We start from the raw sequence: 22,559 nt of genomic DNA, 5'->3' as shown, positions 1-22,559 counted from the left end.
GCTCCTCACCCCGAGTATTTGCCGCCCCCCGCGGGTGCGCCCATGCCCCTTGAGGCCACGGGGCGAGGCCGCTGATGCGATTCCCCTACGAACTGCAGCTCGGCTGGCGCTACACGCGCGCGGGCCGGGCCACGCGACGCAACGGCTTCATTTCCTTCATCTCCGGCGTGTCGATGCTCGGCATTGCCCTGGGCGTGGCGGCGCTGATCATCGTGCTCAGCGTGATGAACGGCTTCCAGAAGGAAGTGCGCGACCGCATGCTCAGCGTGGTGTCGCACATCGAGATCTTCTCGCGCGACGGCCAGGCCCTGCAGGACATCGACGCCATCATGGCCGACGCCCGCAAGAACCCCGAGGTGATCGGCGCGGCGCCGTTCATCAACACGCAGGCGCTGATCGCGCGCGGCGAAGACATGAAGGGCGCCATCGTGCGCGGCATCGACCCCGCGCTCGAGCCCGAGGTCACCGACACCGGCGGCATCGCCAAGGGCGGCACCTTCGACAAGCTGGTGCCGGGCGAGTTCGGCATCGTGCTGGGCATCGAACTGGCGCGCTCCATGTTCGTGCAGCCCGGCGACCAGGTCACGCTGGTGGCGCCGGGCGGACAGGTCACGCCGGCCGGCGTGGTGCCGCGCCTGAAGCAGTTCACCGTGGTCGGCGTGTTCGACTCGGGCCACTACGAGTACGACTCGGCGCTGGCGATGGTGCACGAGAAAGACGCGGCCAAGGTGTTCCGCCTCGAAGGCCCGACCGGCATCCGCCTCAAGCTGAAAGACCTGCACGAAGCGCGCGAAGTGGCCGACCAGCTCGCCGTCACGCTGCCGGGCCAGTTCCTGATCCGCGACTGGACGCGCCAGAACAAGACCTGGTTCGCGGCCGTGCAGGTCGAGAAACGCATGATGTTCATCATCCTCACGCTGATCGTCGCCGTGGCGGCCTTCAACCTCGTCTCGACGCTGGTGATGACCGTGACCGACAAGCGCGCCGACATCGCCATCCTGCGCACGCTGGGCAGCTCGCCGCGCAGCATCATGGCCATCTTCGTGGTGCAGGGCGCCATGGTGGGCGTGATCGGCACCGTCGGCGGCCTGCTACTGGGCCTGGGCATCGCCTACAACATCGACGTGATCGTGCCCTTCCTGGAGCAGCTCTTCCACGCCAGCTTCCTGCCCAAGGACATCTACCTGATCAGCAAGATGCCGAGCGATCCGCAGCAAAGCGACATCATGCCGATCGCGATCATTTCCCTCATCCTGGCCTTCCTGGCCACGCTGTATCCGAGCTGGCGCGCCAGCCGCGTCAATCCTGCCGAGGCCCTGCGCTATGAGTGATGTCGTCCTGAAGGCCCGCGGCCTCACCAAGCGTTTTCACGAAGGCCGTATCGACCTCACCGTGCTGCACGGTGTCGACCTCGACGTGCATGCCGGCGAAACGCTGGCCATCGTCGGCGCGTCCGGTTCCGGCAAGAGCACGCTGCTGCACCTCATGGGCGGGCTCGACGCACCCACCGCGGGCAAGGTCGAACTGCTCGGCAAGGACATCGCGCATGCCGACGCTGCCGAGCAGGGCCGGCTGCGCAACCAGCACCTGGGCTTCGTCTACCAGTTCCATCACCTGCTGCCCGAGTTCAGTGCGCTCGACAACGTCGCGATGCCGCTGAAGATCCGCCGCGTCGAGGCCGGCGAAGCGTCGCAGGCCGCGGCCAAGATCCTCGCCAGCGTGGGCCTGGGCGAACGCCTGCACCACCGGCCGGCCGAGCTGTCGGGCGGCGAGCGCCAGCGCGTGGCCATTGCGCGTGCGCTGGTCACGCAGCCGGCCTGCGTGCTGGCCGACGAGCCCACCGGCAACCTCGACCGCAGCACGGCCGACGCCGTGTTCGCACTGATGCTCGACCTCGCGCACCGGCACCGCACGGCCTTCGTGATGGTCACGCACGACCAGGACCTGGCCAAGCGCTGCGACCGTGTGCTGCAGCTGGTGGCGGGGCGGCTGGCGGGCTGAGCGCCGGTCAACCGCTCGAGGGGCGTCCTCGGGCTTCCCGCGGCACACGGGATGCGCGCCACGCGCCGGGGCGCAGGAAGGTCTGACGTTGCAACGAGACCGTCACACGCCGGTGACAGCATGCAAGTTTCCCGACTGGCGTGCGCTCCTTGCCGACTCGACTTTTTTCCCTGCCATGGCTTTCGCATCCTCACGGCGGGCGTGACGATGCGCGCGGCATCGTTGCGCCGCGAGGGTGAGCGAGGTGCACCCTGGGTTCGCGGGCTCGGCAGGCCGCAGCGTCGCACTCTGCGCGCTCGCGCTGTCGTCGCTGGCCGGCACGGCCTGGGCGAGCGACGGATCTGCATCACCGCTGCGTGAGGGCGAGGCCCCGGCCGGCGCGGTTCCAGGCACGGGTGACGCCGCACTGGCGTTCGACATTCCCTCGCTTCCCTTGGCCGATGCGCTCAAGCGCTATGCCGCCGTCACGCGGCAGCCTGCACTCTTTCGTAGCGAAATCCTGGCCGGGCTGACGTCCTCCGCGGTGCGCGGGCTTTACGCCCCCGACACCGCGCTTGAACTGTTGCTGGAAGGCACGGGCCTGGTGGCCGAAAAGGTCCGCACGGGTTCGGCCGTCACGCTCGCGCTGAGGCCGGCGCAGGCCCGGGCGGAGGCCCCGCGCGCGGCCAGCCTTGGAAGCCTGGCGGGCTACCCCAGCCTGCTGCAGGCGCGGGTCTGGGAAGCGTTGTGCGGCAATGTGCGCACGCGGCCGGGAACATACCGGTCCTTGCTGCGCTTCGAGGTGGACGAGGGGGGCCAGCTTCGCCGGCCGCGCCTGCTCGGCCTGACCGGCGACGCGGCCCGCGACGCCGAGATGCTGGAGGTTCTGCGGGGCGTGCGCCTCGCGCATGCGCCGCCGCCGGACCTGCCGCAGCCTTTGACGCTGCTCATCCTGCCCACCGATGCGCGCGGCGGAACGCGCTGCCGCGAGGCGGCCGGCCGCTCGCCGTCCTGACCTGTCCATGGCCGAAGACGTCCGCCCCGTGCTCATGGACTACCTGTCCAGGCACTACGACGCCCTCAAGCGCCAGCTGGGCCGCGCGTTGCGCAATGCAGACCTGGCCGAGGACGCGCTGCACGACACCTGGCTGCGCGTGAACGACCAGGGCGGAAGCGAAGCAGGGCCGATCCAGCGGCCGGGCGGCTATCTCGTGCGCATGGCGTTCAACATTGCGCTGGACATCCAGCGTCGCCAGAGCCGCAACCTGCCTTTCGAAGAAATCGATGCGCTGATGGAACTGGCCGATACGGCGCCGGGACCCGCGCGGATCGCCGAGGCGCGTTCGCAGCTGGACGCCGTGATCAAGTTGCTGGACCGCATGCCGGCGCGGCGGCGCGAGGTCGTCGTGCTCGTGCACATGGAGGGACTGACGCAGCCCGAAGTGGCCCGGCGCCTGGACATTTCCCTGCGCACCGTCGAATACGAACTCAAGCATGCGCACGACTACCTGAGTGCCCGGATGGCCCATGACAAAAAATAGTTGCGGGATCGGCGCGGCCCGTTCGTCGTACGGAGTGAAGAATCGAATCACCCTGGCGCTCGCAACGGGCCGAGGCCCAGAAGAAGGGTCGCGGCCGTGATGCACGACCCCCTGACGGCACCGGTCGACGATCCCGCCCTCGCGGTCGACACGACGCGGCACGAGGCCTGGGAGTGGCTGCGGCTGCTTCATTCGGGTGCCGTCAAGCCGCAGGACGCCCAGCGCTTCAAGCACTGGCTGGCGCGCAGCCCGGCGCACGCGGCGGTCTTCAAGGAGGCCAGGGCGCAATGGGCCGTGCTCGGTCAGGCCTCTGCCGGCGTGCTTCGCACCAATGCCGATGCGGCGGCGTTTCATGCGCGCCACCAGCCCCGGCCGGTGCTCGCGCGCCGCGCCTTCCTCGGTGCGGCAGCGGGCGCGGCGGCCATGGCCGGTGTCGCGGGCGTGGCGGTGTTCCATCCGTCCGCGGGCTTGTGGCCCGCGCCGGCGGGATCGGGTGCCGACTACCGCACTGCCACCGGCGAGCAGCTGGAGGTGGGCCTCACCGAGCGGGTGCAGGTCACCCTGAACACCCAGACCCGCATCCGGCGCCGCACGGTGGACGGCCGGACGACCGGCGTCGACCTGCTCGAGGGCGAGGCCGCGTTCGATCTGTCGTCGGCCAGTGGCGCGCGGCCCTTCGGCGTCGTGGCCGGGGCGGGCCGCAGCCTGGCCGAGTCGGGGCGTTTCGAGGTCCGCTACCTGGACGCCAAGGTGTGCGTGACCTGCATCGAAGGCGCGGTGCGCGTGGAGCATCCCGCGGGCGCGCGTGAGCTGCGCGCGCGCCAGCAGACGGTGTACGACGGCACGTCGGTGAGCAGCGTGGCGCTGGTCGGCGCCGCCAACCTGTCGGCCTGGCGCAAGGGCGAGCTGGTGTTCACGCAGGCCCGGTTGTCCGACGTGCTCGACGAGATCAACCGCTACCGGCGCGGTCGTGTGGTGCTGATGAACACGGCCGCGCGCAGCCGCCTGGTCACCGGGAGCTTCTACATCGCATCGCTCGACCTGGCGCTGGTGCAGCTGCAGCATGCCTTCGATCTCGACGCCCGTTCGTTGCCGGGCGGATTGACGGTTCTCAGCTGAATCGGACGGCCGTGGTGCGCGGCCTGAAAAATAAGTTGCGGGGTCGTGGGGCGCCCGTTCGTCGTAGTGCATCGACTCAACTTTCCGGCGGAAACGACTCATGAGCACACGCGGGCCCCTCACACCGATCCACGCAACGAAGGCGCACAACCGGCGGCAGGCGCGGCGCTTTCGCATGGCGCCGATCGCGCGCGCCATTGCCATGACGCTGGCGGCCAACGGCGCTCTGGTGCTCGATGCCCAGGCCCAGCAGGCCTTCAGCGGCGCCTGGTTCGCCAACAAGAGCGCGGTGCAGAACACCGCCTCGGCGACGGGCCGCCTGCCCAACGGCATGCCGGCATCGATGCTGACCAACCCGCTGGAGCAACGCAAGGCCGGCGAACAGTTGCAGCGCTCCATGGGCAACCTGAACATGGCGGCGCGTTCCATTGCCGCGCAACAGGCGGCGCAGGCGGCCGCACGCGAGGCCGCATCGAACGGGGGCTCGGACATCCCCGACGGCCTGGCCGACGGCGGGCTCAAGGTCGATACGAACAGCCTCACCGCAGGCTGGCTCAATGCCAGGGCGCCGGTGCAGACCGCCGCGGGCGGCCGCACCGTGGTCGGCATCGAGCAGACCGACGACAAGGCGATCCTGAACTGGGAGAGCTTCAACGTCGGGAAGCACACCACGGTGCAGTTCGACCAGAAGGGCGGCGCCAAGCCCGACGGCACCAACGCATGGATCGCGCTGAACCGCATCAACGATCCGAGCGGCCGCCCCAGCCAGATCGCGGGGCAGATCAAGGCCGACGGCTCGGTGTACCTGGTCAACCGCAACGGCATCGTCTTCACCGGCTCCAGCCAGGTGGACACGCGCTCGCTGGTCGCGTCCAGCCTTGCGCTGTCGGACAAGCAGTTCAAGCTGGGCATCAACAACCCGCAGGTGCTCACCAACCAGGGCAACGATTTCCCGATTCCCCAGTTCGGCGAGTTCACCTCCGAGCGTCCCCTGATCTACGGCGACGCGGGTTTCAAGCCCGGCGTCGGCGGCGCGCCCGACAAGATGGGCGACGTGGACCGCTTCGTTCCCGGCGCGGCGCCCGGCGAAGTGCGTGTCGACGCAGGCGCGCAGCTGGCGGCGAACAGCGGCGGCAAGGTCATGCTGTTCGCGCCCAAGGTGCGCAACGCGGGCCGCATCTCGGCGCCCGACGGCCAGGTCATCCTCGCGGCCGGCGAGAACATCTACCTGAAGACGCCATCGACGCAGGACCCGAACGCGCCCCGCGGCCTCGACGTGGCCGCTTCGGCAGTGCCCGGTTGGGCTTTCACCGGCGGGCAGGTGTGGGGCGCGCTCAAGCTCTCGCCGGTCTATGCCGACGCCAACTTCGTCGCCGGCCTGCGCGATGTCGTCATGCCCGAGATGGCGGCGCGCGCCAAGGCGGTTGGCTACGAGGTGGTCAACACCGGCACCGTGCAGGCCGACCGCGGCAACATCACCCTGCAGGCGCAGGACGTGCGGCAGTCGGGCGTGCTCAGCGCAACCACCGCGTTGAACAACCGCAACGGCTCGATCCTGCTGCGCGCCTGGGGCCTGGGCTCGCACATGTACGCCGATGGCGTGAACGACCTGATCAACTGGTCGGCCGGCACGCTCACGCTGGGCGAAGGCAGCATTTCGCAGGTATTGCCCGACACCTCGGACACGAGCGAGATCGAGGCGTCGGCGCTTGCCACGCGCTACCAGCCGGGCCGCGTGAGCCTGTACGGGCAACTGATCGACATCCGCTCGAAGGCCGGCGTGCTGGTGCCGGCGGGAACCATCAAGCTCGAATCGGCCGTCAACCCGATGTTCACGCTGTTCCCGTACTTCAAGCCGGGCAGCCTGCGCGATGCGAGCCGCATCTACGTGGACAACGATGCCTTCCTCAGCGTGGCCGGCCTGCAGGGCATGCAGGTGGCCATGTCGCGTAACTTCATCGAGGCCGAACTGCGCATCAACGAACTGCGCGACTCGCCCATGCAGCTCGACGCGTGGGTGCGCGGCAAGAAGGTAGTCGTCGACCGGCGCGTGAGCGGCGTGTTCAAGGACGGCCCGATGGCGGGCGTGCAATGGGTGCTGGGCCCTGATGGCGCCACCTACATTCCCGGTGCCTGGGTGGGCACGCCGCTGGGCGACGTGAGCGGCTGGGTGGGCGTGGGCAAGACCGACCTGGGCGAGCTTTCGGCCAACGCGGGCAGCATCGAGATGCGCTCGGGCGGCTCGGTGATCACGCGCACGGGATCCATGCTGGACGTGTCCGGTGGCTCGGTGCGCTACACCGACGGCATGAACACCGCGACCAAGCTCATGGGCGCGGACGGCCGCGTGCACACCATGGACCGGGCCATGTCCGACACCGACTACACCGGCATCGCGGGCGAGTTCACCAACCAGCATGCGCGCTGGGGCGTGAAGACCACCTGGCGCACGCCGCTCATCGGCGCCGACTACAAGGAAGCCGGCTACACCGAAGGGCGCAAGGCCGGCGCCGTGCAGATCTACGCGGGCGACACCATGGTGCTCGAGGGCGACATGCTGGGCGGCGTGGTGGTGGGCGAGCGCCAGTCGAAGAACCCGGGCGGCAACAAGGGCGGCCGGCTGCAGCTGGGCGAGAACTCGCCGGACGGCCGGCCCTGGTCGCCGGGCACCATCATCGTCAGCCACGACCCGAAGCGGCTCGCGCAGGACTTCGATGCGAACACGAAGCTCGGCGACGACTTCTATGTGCAGTTGAAGCCGGGCGAGCAGAAGTCGCGCAAGCTCACCTTCCTGTCGGACGACATGCTCAGCAATTCGGGCATGGGCACCATCGTGCTGAACCACATCAACGGCGACTTCGAACTTTCGAGCGGCGCGGCGCTGAACCTGTCGCCGGGCGCGTCGCTCTCGGTGGCCGGCACCGAAGGCTCGACCAACGACATCCGCATCAACGGACTGATCCGCGTGCCGGGCGGGCAGATCGGGCTGTCGTCGGCCTACGGAAAAGTGGAGTTCGGCGAGCAGGGCCGGCTGGACGCCAGCGGCCAGTGGATCAACACCTGGCGCGACGGCGCACTGCGCGGCGCCTGGGCGCTGGACGGCGGCGCGATCACGGTGATTGCCGGGAAGATCGTGGCCCACAAGGATGCCGTGCTCGATGTGTCGGGCGGTGGCCGCGTGGACCCCGGCAAGCAGGGCCTGCCGACGCTGCGCGTGGGCAATGCGGGGTCCATCTCGCTGGCCGGCGTGACGCCCGACCTCGACCTGGACGCACTGAACATGCGCGCCCATGCGGCGGGCTCGGCGGGCAGCCTGTCGATCCAGACCGCCTCGGCGGTGCAGATCGGTGGCGTGCCGCCCGTTTCGCCGCCGGACGAAGCCGGGGCCACTTCGGCCTCCTCGGTGGTGATGCTGCCGCCCACGCTCTTCGGCGAGCGCGGATTCGGCAACGTCACGGTCTCGGTGCGCGGCGAAGGCAAGGGCATCGTGGTGCCCGAAGGCGTGGTGGTGTCGCAGCAGGCCACGAGCATCGACCTGAACAACTTCGCTTGGCGCGACCTGCCGAGCGGCCGCAACCTGGCCGAGGCGGCGCCCCTGGGCGTGCTGCGGCCCGACGAGCGCGCGGCGCGAAACCCCGCGGCGCTGTCGCTCGGCACCGAGAACGGTCCGGTCCGCATTGCGCGGGGCGCCAGTGTGCGCACCGACACCGGCGGCAGCCTGTCGCTGAACGCCGGCAGCGAACTGGGCGTGCTGACGGTCGGCGGGCGCCTTGACGCACCGGCGGGCCGCATTGCACTGAGCGGCGGCACGGTCGTCCTCGAAGCCGGCGCTGAACTGCTGGCGCGCGGCGTGCCGCTGATCCGCATCGACAGCAGCAGCGGCCGCCGCGTGGGCGAGGTGCGAGACGGCGGCACGGTGAGCATCCAGGCCGGCGACATGCGGCTGGAGAAAGATGCGCTCATCGACGTGTCCGGCGCCACCGGCACGATCGACGGCGTGCCCGATGCCGGCCCCTCGGGCACGCGCGTGCCCCGGCCCGCACCGGAGATCCGGCTGGACAGCAACGGCGGCCTGATCGAAATCACGGGCAAGGGCCTGATCGAAAGCACGATGGTGGGCAAGGCGGGCGGGCCCAACGGCATCGGCGGGCGCATCCGCCTGAACATGACCGCGACATCGGGCCCGACAGGCTCGCCGCTGGAGCAACTGCAACGCGTGCTGCAAGACCCGGACTGCGTGGGCCTGGCGGTGGACGGCGTGTGCAGCGACTGGCGGCAGGGCGTGGACTACGACTGGGCGCCCGGCCTGCGCAGCTACGGCTACGAGATCGACGGGCCGATGATCCTGTCGTCGGCCCTGCTCGCGAAGCTGGCGGACGTGAAGGAGCTGGTGGTGTCCGACCGGCTGGGCCTGCCCGGCGCAAACGGTGCGCTCGATGCGGCGCAGTTCGGCCTGACGCCGCAGGCGCTGGACCTGTTCCGCGACGCGCTCTTTTCGAGCGACCTGCTGCGCGACCTGCTGAACAAGCCCGGCCAGGTGTCCACGCTGACGGTGCGTCCGCAGGCCTTCAAGGACGGCGGCTTTGCCGACCTCTCGCTGGTGAATGCGACGCAGGGTGCGATTCGCCTGGACAACGCGAACCTCGCGCTGGGCCGCTCGATCTGGCTGCAGGGGCCGATCGTCGGGCACGCGGGCTCGTCGTCGTCGCTGCGCGCGCCACGCATCGTGCTGTCGGCCGTGCCCGGCGCCTCGCCTGAAGCGCCGGCATCGTCGGCCGCGTCGGCAGGGGCGGGGCAGCTCACCGTGGCCGGCTCGCTGATCGACATCTCGGCATCGGAAGACCCGACCCAGTTCCAGGCCGGCGCCGTGCGCATCGGCGGCTTCGGCCGCACGGTGCTCGAAGCCACAGAGATCCGCATGGGCGGCGCGCTGCCTTCGCCGATCAACGAAGAAACCCGGTTGCAAGTCAACCTCGACGTGGACGGGCAGCTGGTGCTGAACGCCGGCCAGGTGTATCCGACCACCGCGATGACCGGCGTGATCCGCGCCGGCGATTCCATCACCGTCGAGCGCCTGGGCGATGCCGGCAGCGCACCGCTGTCGGCCGGCGGCAGCCTGCGCCTGGAAGCACCGGTGATCGCGCAGAACGGTGTGCTGCGCGCGCCCTTCGGCCAGATCGAGCTGAACGCCGGCGAGCGCCTGTCGCTGGGCGCGGGCAGCCTCACCTCGGTGTCGGGCGCCGGAATGACCGTGCCCTTTGGCACGCTGTCCAACAACGAGCACTGGCACGACCCGTCGAAGGCGGTCGATCCCACCAATCCGTCGACTGGCTCGCTGGTCGCGCCGCCTGAAAAACGCATCACCATGAAGTCGCCCGACGTGGCGCTGGCGCGTGGCGCGGTGGTGGACATCGCGGGCGGCGGCGACCTGCATGCCTCCGAATTCGTGCCGGGCCCGGGCGGCTCGCACGACATGCTGAACATGCCCGGCATGTACGCGATCCTGCCGGGGCAGGCCGGCGCGGCGCCCGCTGGCGGTGCCGCGGCGGGCCAGCGCGTCTGGCTCGCCGGCGGCCCCGGTCTGGCGGCCGGCTGGTACACGCTGCTGCCCGCGCGCTATGCGCTGCTGCCCGGTGCCTTCGCGGTGCAGGCAACGGGCAAGGCCTGGGGCGGCGCACTCGCGCCCGCCACCCGCGCACCGGACGGCAGCCTCGTCATGCAGGGCAAGGCCGGCAATGCCTATGGCGGCAACCAGGACGCGCAGGCGTCGGCCTGGCGCGTGATGTCCGGCGCCGTGCTGCGGCGCTACTCCGAATACAACGAGGCCACGGCCAACGACTTCTTCTCGTCCGAGGCCTTCAAGCTCACGCAGTACCGCCTGACCGGCCAGAACGTCGTCACGCCGCGCCTGCCGCGCGACGGCGGCGCGGTGGTGTTCGACGCCGGCCGCCGGCTGGTGCTGGACGGCACGCTGCGCTCGGCACCCGACGAGGGCGGGCGCGGCGGGCTGGTGGACATTGCCGGCAAGAAGATCGCCATCGTCGGCAGCGGGCAGGACAGCGCCAGCCTGCAGGCCGACGGCTACCTCGTCATCGATGCGGCGAGCCTGTCGAACTTCGGCGCGGGCAGCCTGCTGGTGGGCGGCAAGCGCAAAGGCAACGCGCTCGGCCTGGAACTGGACGTGACCGCGACCGACATCGTGGTGCGCAACAACGAGGGCTCCGAGCTGTCCGGCCCCGAGATCATCCTGGCGGCCAGCGACAAGGTGGCCATCGAAGGCGGAAGCCGCGTCAGCGCGAAGGGCGCGGGCGGGCGCGGCGCGGGCAACCTGGTCATGAAGCCGCGGGTGGCGGCGGTCTACGCCGACCCGGACGGGCAACTGGACGACAACTTCGACGGCGTGATCGACGCCAAGGACGCGGTGGACGACGTGCTCGTCTCGGCCGCCAGGGACTGGGGCGCGCTGGTGCGCGTGGCCACCGGCGATGCGGTCAAGGTCATCCGCCAGGGCGTGGACACCTCGCGCGGCGGGCTGGTTTCCATCGGTGCGGGCGCCATCGTCAACGGCGACGCGGCCTTGCTGATCGACGCCACGCGCACGACGGAACTGGCGGCCTCGGCACAGATCGCGGGCACCGACCTGTCGGTGGCGGCCGGCCGCATCGGCTTCGGCGGCGGCACCGAAGGCATGGTACTGGACAGCGGCGCGCTTGCGCAGCTGGGCCGTTCGACGCGCCTGACGCTGCGCAGCTACACCGACTTCGACTTCTACAGCTCGCTCGACCTGGGCGCGGCCGGCCTGAAGTCGCTGACCTTCGACGGCGGCGCATTCGTCGGCCGCGGCGCGGGCGACGTGACGATCAAGGGCGACAGCATCGCGCTCATCAACAGCGGCGGGGGCGGCACCGGCGTGCCCGCCGCCGGCGGTGCGGGCGGCTTCACGCTGGACGCGGCCACGCTGGTGCTGGGCGCGGGCCAGAAGACGTTCTCGGGCTTCGGCGCGGTGACGCTGGCGGGCCGCAACGCGATCATCGGCGAGGGCGCGGGCGGCATCGACACGGGCGCGTCGCCGCTCACGCTGAACACGCCGCTGCTGACCGGCCGTGGCGGCGCGGCGCAGTCGATTGCCACGGGCGGCGCCTTGCAGGTCGTCGCGTCGGCACAAGGCGAGCCCTCGTCGTTCGACCCTCAGGAAAGCCTGGGCCTGCGCCTGGCCCTCAGCGGGCGCAGCATTGCCTTCGACGGCCGGGCGGTGGCGCGGGGCGGCAGCATCGACATGACGGCGACCGGCGGCAGCCTGGTCGTGGCGCGCGGCGCCACCATCGACGTGAGCGGCTCCGCCAAGCAGTTCTTCGACGTGGCCGAATACGCGGACGCGGGCCGCATCGGCCTGTCGGCGGTGGGCGGCGACGTGCGGCTGGAGGCCGGCAGCCGGCTCGACCTGGCCGCCCACCCGAGGGGCGGCGACGCCGGCACGCTGAGCCTGGCGGCATCGCAGGGCGGCACGGTGGTGCTCGACGGCCTGATCGCGGCGCAGGCGGGAGGCAATGGCGGCAAGGCCGGCAGCTTCGCGCTCGACATCGAGGCGCTGCCCGATTTCGCCGGCGTGAGCCAGCGGCTGAACGACGCCGGCTTCAACCGCTCGCGCCAGTTCCGCATCCGCCAGGGCAACGTGGCACTGGGCGGCTTCACGCAGGTGGAAGACTTCGGCCTCACGGCGGACCGGGGCAGCATCGACATCTCGGGCACGGTGGATGCGCGCTCGGCCTACGGCGGCGCCATTCGCATCACCGCCGGCAACGGCGTGGCAATGCAGGCCGGCGCGCAGTTGCTCGCCGGTGCCACCGGCAGCCTGGGCAACGGCCGCGTCACGCTCGAAGCGGCGGGCGGGCAGCTCAACCTGCAAGGCGGCCTGATCGACGTGGCCGGCAACGAAGGCGGCAAGGTGCGCCTGCGCGCGCAGCAGAACGCCACGCACGACGACATTGCGGTCAGCGCGCTGAACGTTGCCGTGAACGGCGCGCGCTCGGCGGTGCTCGAAGGCGTGAGCGTCTACGACGTGAAGGACTACGACGGCGCCACGGTCGATTCGGTCAAGCCCGACGCCATTGCCGATGCCGCGCGTTTCAGGGCCGCATCGGGCGGGGTGGCGGCACGGCTGGGCACCGGGCTGGCCGTGATGCCCGGCATCGAGGTCCGCAGCGCGGGCGACCTCGCGTTGAACAGCGACTGGAATCTTTTCAGCGATTTCTCCGGCGCGCGCGAAGGCACGCTGACCTTGCGCGCGGGCGGCAACCTCGCCATCAACGGCCACCTGAGCGATGGCTTCGACGCGGCCGACCGCAGCGGCCGGCTGCAGGCGGGCCCGTCGTGGAACCTGCGGCTGGTGGCCGGCGGCGAACTGGCCTCGGCCGATGCGATGGCGCTCAAGCCGCTCGCGGCGCAAGCCGCGGGCAAGGGGTCGATCACCGTGGGCACGGCCAACACCGCCGTGCCCACCGACATCGACCCGAAGCCTGACAACGGCGCGGGCAAGCTCGTGCGCACCGGCACCGGCGACCTCGAAGTGCGCGCGGGCCGCGACCTCACGCTGGCGCACAAGGAATCGGTGATCTACACCGCCGGGCGCAAGGACACGACGGTGTGGAGCGACTTCTCCACCGCCAACCCGAACGCCAGCTACGGCGTGGAAGGCGGCAACCTTGCCATCGGCGCGCAGGGCAGCATCGAGGCCGCGCCGTCGGGCCAGCACTTCACCGAATGGCTCAACCGGCAGGGCACGCTCAATGCCAAGCGCTTCTTCGGCGAATACACCAACGGCGAAAACGGCTGGAACCCCGACGGCGTCTACGGCCCCGTCATTCACGCGCCCGAGCAGTCGAGCTGGTGGATCGACTACGGGCGCTTCCAGCAGGGCGTGGGCGCGCTGGGCGGTGGCAACGTCAGCGTGGAAGCCGGCGGCGACCTGCGCAACCTGCTGGTCGCCTTGCCGACCCACATGCGCATGCGCGGCGGCCGCTCCGCCAGCGAGGCCATGGCCATGGAAATGCGCAACGGCGGCGCCATGTCGGTGCAGGCCGGCGGTGCGATCCGCGGCGGCCAGTACTACGTGGCGCGCGGCGCGGGCGACATCCGCGCCGGCGAAACGGCGGTCGGCCACACGGTGACGATAACCCGCGACGACAGCGGCGGCGGCTTGACGAAGAGCAGCTACACCGTGGCGCCGATCCTCGCGCTGGGCGACGCCACGCTGAGCCTGCGCACGGCCGGTGACCTGCGCCTGCAGACGGTGGTCGATCCGCTGCTGGTGACCTACGGCGAGGGCCTGCGAGGCGACGGCCAGGTGCTGAACTACGGCGCCTACATGAGCGGCTACACCGACCGCAGCGCGCTGCGGCTGGTGTCGACCGGCGGCAACATCACCTTCGTGAACCGGACCGAGTTCATCTTCCGCGACCTGCTGCTGCGCTGGGTCGAGAAGGACACGCTGGTGGGCTTCGGCGGCAACCGGTATCCGGCGCGCTTTTCAGCGGCCGCCCTGAACGGCGGCATTGCCATCGACGGGCCGCTGTACGTGCTGCCGGGAACCACCAACGACGTGCGAGTGGTCGCGAAGAACGACATCCGCTTCGACGCGCCGCTCGTCATGGCCTACGCCACGCCCGCGATGATGCCCACGGGCTACATGCCGGCCGGCGCGGGCTCGCCGTTCAGCCAGATGAACATGGAGGACATGCTCGACAACCTGATCGAGCGGGCACTGGCCTCGCCGGTCAACAACACGTACCTGCGCACCGTGAACAACCCCGAGGTGCTGCCGCTGGCCAACGACTTCGAGCCCAGTCGCATCTATGCATCGCAGGGCTCCATCGTGGGGCTCGACGTGAAGGCCAACGAGCAGACCTGGGTGCGCGCGGGCACCGACATCCGCGGCCTGCGGCTGGCGGGCCGCAACCTGCGTGGGTCCGACGTCACGCTGCTGGAGGCGGGCAACGACATCCTGGCGATGCAGAGCACGGCGCGGCTGGACACGAACAACGATCTCTCGGTGGGCCTGACCGGCAACATCGAGATCCAGGGCCCCGGCACGCTGGTGCTGGCCGCCGGCCGCGACCTGTACGCCGACAACCTGCAGGTGCAGACGCTGGGCAACCAGCGCTACGACAGGAACAACCGCGCGCTGCCCGAGACGCAGGTCAAGGGCCTGCCGGAACACGGCGCCGCCATCACCGCCATGGCCGGGCTGAACCACGCCGTGGGCTACGACGCGTTCACGGCCGCCTACCTCGATCCGTCGAAGGTCGCGTCCATGCCCGACTACCTGAAGACCCGGGGCGCGGACGGCAGCGTGCTGCCCATCTACCTGGTGGACCAGGTCGAAACGCGCGCAGGCGGGCAGGAAAAAACCGTGCGCCGCGGCCTCGTCTCGTTCATGTCGGACATGACCGGCGAAAAGCTGGAGCCGCTCGAAGCCTGGGCGCGCTTCCAGAAATTGCCCCAGCTTGCGCAGCAGCAGTTCCTGCGGCAGGTGTACCTGCTCGAACTGCGCGAAGCCGGGCGCGACCAGAACGAGCCGGGCACCGGCGGCCTGCCGCGCAACGGCGGCTACAACCGCGGCTACACGGCCATCGAGACGCTGTTCCCGGGCGACACATGGAAGGGCGACGTGGCGGCCAACAAGCTGATGCTGCGCACCATGGCCGGCGGCGACATCGACGTGCTCACGCCCGGCGGCGGCCTGCAGGTGGCGGCGCTGGGCGCCGCAGTGCCGGCCGGCTACGGTCTGGTGACGCTGGCGTCGGGGCACATCGGCATTGCGGCCAGGAACGACGTCACCGTGAACCAGTCGCGCATCCTGTCGTTCGTGCCCGAGGTCACGAAGCAGGGCAGCGACCAGATCATCTGGTCCACCGTCGGCGACATCGACGCCGGGCGCGGCGCCAAGACCTTGCGCGTGCCCTCGGCGCCCGAGGTGTCCACCGACCTGGACGGCGTGACGGTGATCCGCGAGAAGTCGGACATGAGCGGCAGCGGCATCGGCACCGTGGGCGACGGCGACGTCGACCTGGTCGCGCCGCGCGGCACCGTCAACGCCGGCGATGCGGGCTTGCGCGTGGCGGGCAACCTGAACATCGCGGCGCTGCAGGTGCTCAACGCGGACAACATCCAGGTCAAGGGCGAGACCAAGGGCCTGCCGGTGATCGCGTCGGTGAACATCGGCGCGCTCACCAATGCGAGCGCTGCCGCTGCGCAGGCGACGGCCGCGGCGCAGGACGCGGTGCAGCGCGAGCGCGCGGCCGCGCGGCAGGCGCTGGCGTCGGTCTTCACGGTGCGCGTGCTCGGCTTCGGCAACGAGCCCGCACCAGAGGGGCGCGACGCGCCGGCGCCGCGGTCGGGACTGCAATCCGGGGCGCAGGTCGACTACGACCCGCAGAACCCCGTGCAGGTGGTGGGCATGGGCCGCAAGATCGACCCCAGGCACTGGGCCGCCCTGAGCAGCGACGAGCGTCGTCGCCTGCAGCAGGACCGCTAGGCGGGCAGGAGCGGCATGTCATGGCACCCAGTGTCCTTTGCGAACAGGAAGCACCGGCGCGCGACGAGGCGGCCGATGCGCTGCGGGACGAAGCGCAGCGTCGCCTGGCGCTGCAGGTTTTTCTCTGCGCCAACTACGAAGGGTTGCGGCGCAAGCTGACCCGCCATCTCGGGTGCGCCGAGATGGCCAGCGAATGCCTGCACGACGCCTGGCTGCGGCTGGGCCACCTGCGGGTGGGCGCACCCGTGGAGAACCCCAGCGCCTACGTCTATCGCGTGGCCTGCAACCTGGCCATGGACCGGTTGCGCAGCGAGGGGGCATGGCGCTATGTGGACGACCCGCACACCGCCGTCGAGTCGGCCATCGACCACGCGCCCGGGCCCGAGGACATGGCCGAAGTGCGCGCCGAAGTCGGTTCGGTCGACCGCGCGATGCAGGGCCTGCCGCGGCGTCACCGGGCGGTGCTCGAGGCCTTGCGCATCGAGGAGAAGACGCGCCAGGAGGTGGCCTCCCATTACGGGCTGTCGCTGCGCAACGTGGATACCGTCCTGCGCCAGGCGCTCGACCATTGCGGCGCGATGACGGGCCGGCCGGTGCTGGCCGGCGTCGGTACACCCCGAAGGGCCGTGGTGTCGCCCCGGATGGCCGCCTGAGCGGCACGTGGCACCGTGGCACCACGGTGCTGCTTGCCACAGCAGGCGCAATGTCACGAAACTGTGGGCTTGTTCGTCAAGACAGTTCAACCACAGGAGCTTTCTTCATGCAGCCCATGTTTTCAACACTGGAAACCGACGACGACACCCCACCCGCGGCCACGGCCGAGCCGCGCAATTCCTACCTCGAGGAAAAAGCCTTCAAGTCGCGCACGCTGCTGATCTTCGGCAGCATCACCGACAGCGTGGCCGCCGACGTCACGCGCCGGCTCATCGCGCTCGATGCCGACAGCGGCGACAAACCCATCGACATCCTCGTGAGCTCGCCCGGCGGGCACCTGGAGTCGGGCGACGCGATCCACGACGTGGTGCGCTTCATCAGCGCACCGGTGCACATGATCGGCACCGGCTGGGTGGGCAGCGCGGCCACGCACCTGTTCCTGGCGGCGCCGCGCGAGCGCCGCGTGTGCCTGCCCAACACGCGCTTTCTGATCCACCAGCCCAGCGGTGGCGCGGGCGGGCAGGCGACCGACATCGCGATCCAGGCGCAGGAGATCATCAAGGCCCGCCAGCGCATCGCGCACGAGATCGCGCGCGAAACCGGCAAGCCCATCGACGTGGTGCTGGCCGACATCGAGCGCGACCGCTGGCTGTCGGCCACGGAGGCCGTCGAGTACGGGCTGGTCTCGCGCATCGTGCAGCGCAAGACCGAACTGCGACCCGCCTGATCAGGCCTTGGGCTTGTAGGCGACGACGTCGATCTCGACCTTCGCATCGACCATGAGGCGCGCCTCGGTGGTCGAGCGCGCCGGCTTGTTTTCACCGAAGTAGCTCATGTAGACGCGGTTGAAGGCACCAAAGTCGCGCGCGTCGTGCAGCCAGACGGTGCTCTTGCACACGTCGTCGAGCGTGGCGCCGGCCAGCGCGAGCACGGTCTTCAGGTTCTCCATCACCTGGCGCGTCTGCACCTCGATGCCGCCGGCCACGATCTCGCCCTGCGCGTTGGCGGGCACCTGGCCCGACACGTAGACGAAATCGCCCGCGCGCACGGCGGGCGAGAAGGGGCGGGCCTGGCGGTCGGAAGCGATGGGCGGGGCGCCGAGGTATTCGAGGGGCATGGGAACTCCTGTGAGTGAGAGAGGTTGAGTGGGGCGGATGAGGGCCGCAGTATCCGTCTGATTTGAAAGACTTTTTCAGAATAACCCCTCAACAAGGGTTAACACGGATGATTTGGCATGAAGTCTGCTTCAGAGTTCGGCCTAGAAAGAAAATTTCTTTCATAAATCAGTCCGCCCCATGAAGGAGTTCTCCATGTCTCACGCCGGTCTTGTCCAGCGCCTGCCTCGTCTGTCGAAGCGCAGCCTGCTGGGAGCTTCCCTGCTCGCGATGCTGTGTGCCGCACTGCCTCACCCCAGCGCCCACGCGCAGGGCCCGCGCAACTTCGCCACGCTGGCGATGGTGGCCGAGCCGCAGACGCTCGACCCGATGGCCTCCACGGCCGACCTGGTCGGAACCATCATGCAGCACGTGTACGAGACGCTCTACACCTTCGATGCCAAGTGGAACGTGGTGCCGATGCTGGCCGAGGGCATGCCCAAGATCTCGGCCGACGGCAAGACCTACGCCATCACGCTGCGCAAGGGCGTGGCGTTGCACAACGGGCGCGATCTCACGGCCGACGACGTGGTCGCCAGCCTGCAGCGCTGGATGGACCAGTCGCCGCGCGGCAAGGCCGTGGGCAAGGAAATCGAGAGCCTCAAGGCCAAGGGCCCGCTCGGCGTGGAGATCGTTCTGAAGGCGCCGTACGCGCCGCTGCTGTCGCAGCTGGCGCTGCCCAGCGGCATGGCGGCCATCATGGCCAAGGATTCCATCGCTTCGCCGCTGAAAGACTTCGTCGGCACCGGCCCCTACAAGTTCAAGGAACGCCGCCCCGACCAGTTCGTGCTGCTCACGCGCTTCGACAAATACGCCGCGCGCAAGGAGCCCGCGAGCGGCTACGGCGGCAAGCGCGAAGCGGCCATCGAAGAGCTGCGTTTCGTGCCCGTGCCCAACGCCAGCACCCGCGTCGAAGGTGCGCTGGCCGGCCAGTACGACTTCGCCGACCTGCTGCCGGTGGAAGCCCTGCCGCGCCTGGAGAAGGCTGGCGGCAAGACGCTGCCGATCATGACGCCGTCGTTCGGCTTCCCCTACCTCGTGCTCAACACCAAGGAAGGCGTGGCCGCCAACCCGGCGGTGCGCCAGGCCGTGCAGACCGCGCTGGGCCAGGGCGAGATGCTCGCGGCCGGCTTCGGCGACACGCGCTTCTTCGTGGCCGAGGCCAACCACTTCCCCAAGGGCTCGCCGTTCTACTCGGCGGCCGGCGCCGACCACTACAACCAGCGCAACGCCACCAAGGCGAAAGACGCCGCGGCCAAGGCCGGCTACAAGGGCGAGCCGATCCGCGTGCTCACCAGCCGCCAGTACGACTTCCACTACAACATGTCGCTGCTGATGGCCGAGCAGCTCAAGCGCGCCGGCTTCAAGGTCGATCTCAACGTGGTCGACTGGGCCACGCTGGTGCAACGCCGCAACGACCCGAAGCTGTGGGACATCTACGTGACCCACTCGGGCCAGTTCCCAGAGCCCATGCTCTCGCCGCCGCAACTGGGCGACGGCGCGCCCGGCTGGTGGGATTCGCCCGCCAAGAAGGCCGCACTGAGCGCCTTCAACACCGAGAGCGACCCGGCCAAGCGCGGCGCGCTGTGGGGCAAGGTGCAGCAGGTGGTGTACGACGAGGTGCCCTACATCAACGTCGGCAAGTTCAACGGCCTCTCGGCCAAGAGCCCGGCGCTGGACAACTACCAGCCCGCGACCTGGCCGTTCTTCTGGAACGCGAAGATCAAGTAAGGCCGCAAGCACCGCCATGCCGTCGCGTCGTCAACTTCTGCAAGTCAGCGCACTGGCCTCCGGCCTCGGCGCCCTCGGACTCAAACCATCCATGGCCACTACCGCTCAAGCCACCACTTCGGGCCCCGTGTACGCCTACGTCGGCACCTACAGCGACGGCGGCAAGCCGTGGCGCGGCGGGCGCGGCCTGGGCGTGCACCAGTTCGTGGTGGACGGCGCGACCGGCGCGCTCAAGCCCATCCCCGGTGCACCGCCCGCCGTGGCGAGCGCGGGCAGCGATGCCAAGCTGCGCAACCCCGCCTCGCTCGCGCGGCACCCGAGCCTGCCGATGCTCTACGCCGCCAACGAGTTCGAGGCCGGCTCCGTCTCGGCCTTTCGCATCGGCGCGAACGGCGCTCTGTCGTTCGTGGCCGAGATGCCCTGCGGCGGCAAGGACCCGGCGCACCTGAGCGTGCATCCCGACGGCCGCTACGTGTTCACCGCCAACTACGCCAGTGGCGACGTCAGCGTGATCGCACTGCGCGCCGACGGAACCTTCGACACCGACCGCGCCGCCGTCGTCTACAAGGACGTCGCGGCCTGCGGCGCCGCCACGCCCTGCAAGCCCGGCGCCGACGTGGTGCCGCTGGCCGCGCGTTCGCACGAAGGCTTTGCCACCAGCGACCACGACGGCCCGCACGCCCACATGGTGCAGGCCGACCCGGCCGGCAACTTCGTGCTCGTGGCCGACCTGGGGCTCGACCGCGTCATCTCGTACCGCTTCGACCGCGCCACCGGCGTGCTGAGTCAGCCGAGCACGGTGGCCGTGTCCGAGAGCTCGGGCGCGCGCCACTTCGCCTTCCATCCGAACGGCAAGTGGGTCTACCTCGTCAATGAAGAGGCCTCGACCATCGCCTTCCTGCGCTACGACGGCGCCACCGGCGTGCTCACGCTGGTGAGCGAAACCTCGGCGCTGCCCGCCGGTTTCAAGGGCACCAGCTACGCCTCGGGCATCCGCATGCTGCCGGGCGGCACGCACTTCGTGTCGCTCAACCGGCTGCACGACTCCATCTCGATCTTCAAGGTCGATGCGCGCACCGGCGCGCCCACGCTGGTGCGCGAAGAGTGGACGCGCGGCAACTACCCGCGCAGCTGCACGCTCGACCCGAGCGGGCGCTTTCTCTACGTGTGCCACAACAAGCAGGGTGACAACGTGACCATCTTCCGCGTGAAGAAGAACGGCGACGTGCAGTTCACCGGCCAGTACGTGGCCGTCGGCAGCGCCGCCGCCATCGAGTTCTCGTCATGATCAAGAGCGCATCGCTTCGCTACATCGCCTCGCGCGCGGGCGGCATGCTCATCGTGCTGGCGCTGGTGGCCGTGCTGGTCTTCGTGCTCACGCGCGCCGCCTCGGGCGACCCCATCTCCGTGCTGCTGGGCGACCAGGCCACCGCCGCCGACATCGCCCGCGTGCAGAAGGACTACGGGCTGGATAAACCCCTGCCCGTGCAGTTCGGCTACTGGTTGCGCGAAGTGCTGCAGGGCAACCTGGGCACCTCGATCTTTTTGCAGCGCCCGGTCACGCAGGCGCTGTGGGAGCGCGCCGAGCCCACCACCTTGCTCGCGCTGCTGGCCGTGGCCATCGCGGCGCTCATCGGCGTGCCCTGCGGCATCGTCTCGGCCGTGTTCCGCGGCCGCGCGGTCGACCAGTTCTTCACCGGCATCGCGATGCTGGGTGCCAGCATCCCCAGCTTCTGGCTGGGCATCGTGCTGATCCAGATCTTCGCGGTGTCCTTCGGGTGGTTCCCGGTGTCGGGCTACGGCGCGCCCGATGCGCCCTTCGCCGAACGGCTGCATGCACTGGTGCTGCCGGCCACCGTGCTGGGCCTGCTGAACTCCGCGCTCATCATCCGCTTCACGCGCGCCTCGATGCTCGACGTGCTCGGCGAAGACTACGTGCGCACCGCACGTTCTAAAGGCCTGAGCGAGAGCACCGTCGTCTTGAAGCACGCGCTGCGCAACGCATTGGTGCCCATCGTCACGGTGATCGGCCTCACGGTCGCACTCATGATCGGCGGCGCCGTCATCACCGAGACCGTGTTCGGCCTGCCGGGCGTGGGCAACCTCGTGGTCAACGCCGTGCTGCGGCGCGACTACCCCGTCATCCAGGGCGCGCTGCTCGTGATCGCCGCGATCTATGTGCTCATCAATTTCTCGATCGACCTGCTGTATGCCGTCGTCGATCCGCGCGTGAAGGTCTGAACGATGCGCATGCCTCGAATGCTCCGCCAGCTGATGCACCGCCGCATCGTGATGGTGTCCGCCCTGGTGCTTCTGGTGATTGCCATCATGGCCATCGGCGCGCCGCTGGTTGCCTCGGCCGACCCCAACGACACAGCGGTGCTGCAGCGCCTGAAGGCGCCCAGTGCCGAACACCTGCTCGGAACCGACGAACTCGGGCGCGACATGTATTCGCGCATCGTGCACGGTGCCCGTTACTCGCTGGCCATTGCGGCGCTCACGGCGCTGGGCGCGGTCATCGCCGGCACGGTGCTGGGCCTCATGGCCGGGTTCTTCCGTCGCCTTGACGCCCCCCTGATGCGCGTGGTCGACGCCATGATGTCCTTCCCCGACATCCTCTTGGCCATCGCGCTGGTGGCCATCCTCGGGCCTTCTTTGATGAACACCGTGCTCGCGCTGGTGCTGGTGTACACGCCGCGTGTCGCACGCGTGGTGCGGGCCTCGACGCTGGTGGTGCGCGAACTGCTGTTCGTCGAGGCCGTGCGCGCTTTGGGCGTGCGCACCTCGCGCATCCTGTGGCGTCACATCCTGCCGAACCTGATGTCGCCGATCCTCGTGCAGGTGTCG

Annotated in this window: 13 protein-coding genes; 12 read left to right on the top strand and 1 reads right to left on the bottom strand. The window is 69.9% G+C overall.

The genetic code is table 11. The features are described 5' to 3' along the window. Positions 1–74 precede the first annotated feature (74 nt). The 8 genes from AC07YS_RS27500 (at position 75) to AC07YS_RS27465 (ending at position 17,554) form a co-directional block, all read left to right on the top strand. Positions 75–1,331 carry a lipoprotein-releasing ABC transporter permease subunit gene (locus AC07YS_RS27500; protein WP_062473701.1) on the top strand — a complete coding sequence of 419 codons (1,257 nt, stop codon included), beginning with the start codon at positions 75–77 and terminating at the stop codon, positions 1,329–1,331. Beyond that, entirely contained in the window at positions 1,324–2,001 is a 678-nt protein-coding gene (gene lolD, locus AC07YS_RS27495) for a lipoprotein-releasing ABC transporter ATP-binding protein LolD (protein ID WP_495269546.1), read from the top strand. Before AC07YS_RS27500 ends, lolD begins: the two co-directional genes overlap by 8 nt. A gap of 235 nt (positions 2,002–2,236) precedes the next feature. Further along, on the top strand, positions 2,237–2,995 hold the full coding sequence (locus AC07YS_RS27490; protein WP_495269545.1) for a TonB-dependent outer membrane receptor: 759 nt from the start codon (positions 2,237–2,239) through the stop codon (positions 2,993–2,995). Between the two features lie 7 nt (positions 2,996–3,002). Then, on the top strand, positions 3,003–3,521 hold the full coding sequence (locus tag AC07YS_RS27485; RefSeq protein ID WP_495269544.1) for an RNA polymerase sigma factor: 519 nt from the start codon (positions 3,003–3,005) through the stop codon (positions 3,519–3,521). Positions 3,522–3,620: 99 nt separating this feature from the next. Next, positions 3,621–4,640, top strand: coding sequence for a FecR family protein (locus AC07YS_RS27480; protein WP_492729812.1), 1,020 nt, complete (start codon positions 3,621–3,623; stop codon positions 4,638–4,640). Between the two features lie 100 nt (positions 4,641–4,740). Further along, the gene (locus tag AC07YS_RS27475; protein WP_495269543.1) at positions 4,741–16,173 is read left to right on the top strand and encodes a filamentous hemagglutinin family protein; all 11,433 of its coding nucleotides are present in this window, start codon (positions 4,741–4,743) and stop codon (positions 16,171–16,173) included. Between the two features lie 20 nt (positions 16,174–16,193). Next, the gene (locus tag AC07YS_RS27470; protein ID WP_492679750.1) at positions 16,194–16,826 is read left to right on the top strand and encodes a sigma-70 family RNA polymerase sigma factor; all 633 of its coding nucleotides are present in this window, start codon (positions 16,194–16,196) and stop codon (positions 16,824–16,826) included. 107 nt (positions 16,827–16,933) lie between these two features. Beyond that, the gene (locus AC07YS_RS27465) at positions 16,934–17,554 is read left to right on the top strand and encodes an ATP-dependent Clp protease proteolytic subunit (RefSeq protein ID WP_070059889.1); all 621 of its coding nucleotides are present in this window, start codon (positions 16,934–16,936) and stop codon (positions 17,552–17,554) included. On the opposite strand, the gene AC07YS_RS27460 is transcribed toward AC07YS_RS27465, so the two are convergent. After that, positions 17,555–17,944, bottom strand: a complete 390-nt coding sequence (locus AC07YS_RS27460; RefSeq protein WP_062473709.1) for a RidA family protein — start codon at positions 17,942–17,944, stop codon at positions 17,555–17,557. It abuts the gene before it with no gap. Between the two features lie 193 nt (positions 17,945–18,137). Between AC07YS_RS27460 and AC07YS_RS27455 the strand changes: the two genes are divergently transcribed. From AC07YS_RS27455 to AC07YS_RS27440, 4 genes are all read left to right on the top strand, one after another. After that, the gene (locus AC07YS_RS27455) at positions 18,138–19,712 is read left to right on the top strand and encodes an ABC transporter substrate-binding protein (protein WP_095950960.1); all 1,575 of its coding nucleotides are present in this window, start codon (positions 18,138–18,140) and stop codon (positions 19,710–19,712) included. Positions 19,713–19,803: 91 nt separating this feature from the next. Next, positions 19,804–21,000, top strand: coding sequence for a lactonase family protein (locus AC07YS_RS27450; protein ID WP_492686133.1), 1,197 nt, complete (start codon positions 19,804–19,806; stop codon positions 20,998–21,000). Continuing rightward, complete coding sequence (locus AC07YS_RS27445) at positions 20,997–21,953, top strand: ABC transporter permease (protein WP_491513705.1); 957 nt, start codon at positions 20,997–20,999, stop codon at positions 21,951–21,953. Before AC07YS_RS27450 ends, AC07YS_RS27445 begins: the two co-directional genes overlap by 4 nt. 3 nt (positions 21,954–21,956) lie before the next feature. After that, positions 21,957–22,559 (top strand): ABC transporter permease (locus AC07YS_RS27440; protein ID WP_495273771.1); only part of this gene is annotated, 603 nt, incomplete at its 3' end.

This window comes from Variovorax sp. GW458-11-26-14-LB1 (assembly GCF_059423965.1).
This window is presented reverse-complemented; position numbering and strand designations above follow the sequence as displayed.

Coding starts and splice junctions, on each gene's coding strand:
- AC07YS_RS27500 (WP_062473701.1), top strand. CDS start 75: ATGCGATTCCCCTACGAACTGCAGCTCGGCTGGCGCTACACGCGCGCG.
- lolD (WP_495269546.1), top strand. CDS start 1,324: ATGAGTGATGTCGTCCTGAAGGCCCGCGGCCTCACCAAGCGTTTTCAC.
- AC07YS_RS27485 (WP_495269544.1), top strand. CDS start 3,003: ATGGCCGAAGACGTCCGCCCCGTGCTCATGGACTACCTGTCCAGGCAC.
- AC07YS_RS27480 (WP_492729812.1), top strand. CDS start 3,621: ATGCACGACCCCCTGACGGCACCGGTCGACGATCCCGCCCTCGCGGTC.
- AC07YS_RS27475 (WP_495269543.1), top strand. CDS start 4,741: ATGAGCACACGCGGGCCCCTCACACCGATCCACGCAACGAAGGCGCAC.
- AC07YS_RS27470 (WP_492679750.1), top strand. CDS start 16,194: ATGGCACCCAGTGTCCTTTGCGAACAGGAAGCACCGGCGCGCGACGAG.
- AC07YS_RS27465 (WP_070059889.1), top strand. CDS start 16,934: ATGCAGCCCATGTTTTCAACACTGGAAACCGACGACGACACCCCACCC.
- AC07YS_RS27460 (WP_062473709.1), bottom strand. CDS start 17,944: ATGCCCCTCGAATACCTCGGCGCCCCGCCCATCGCTTCCGACCGCCAG.
- AC07YS_RS27455 (WP_095950960.1), top strand. CDS start 18,138: ATGTCTCACGCCGGTCTTGTCCAGCGCCTGCCTCGTCTGTCGAAGCGC.
- AC07YS_RS27450 (WP_492686133.1), top strand. CDS start 19,804: ATGGCCACTACCGCTCAAGCCACCACTTCGGGCCCCGTGTACGCCTAC.
- AC07YS_RS27445 (WP_491513705.1), top strand. CDS start 20,997: ATGATCAAGAGCGCATCGCTTCGCTACATCGCCTCGCGCGCGGGCGGC.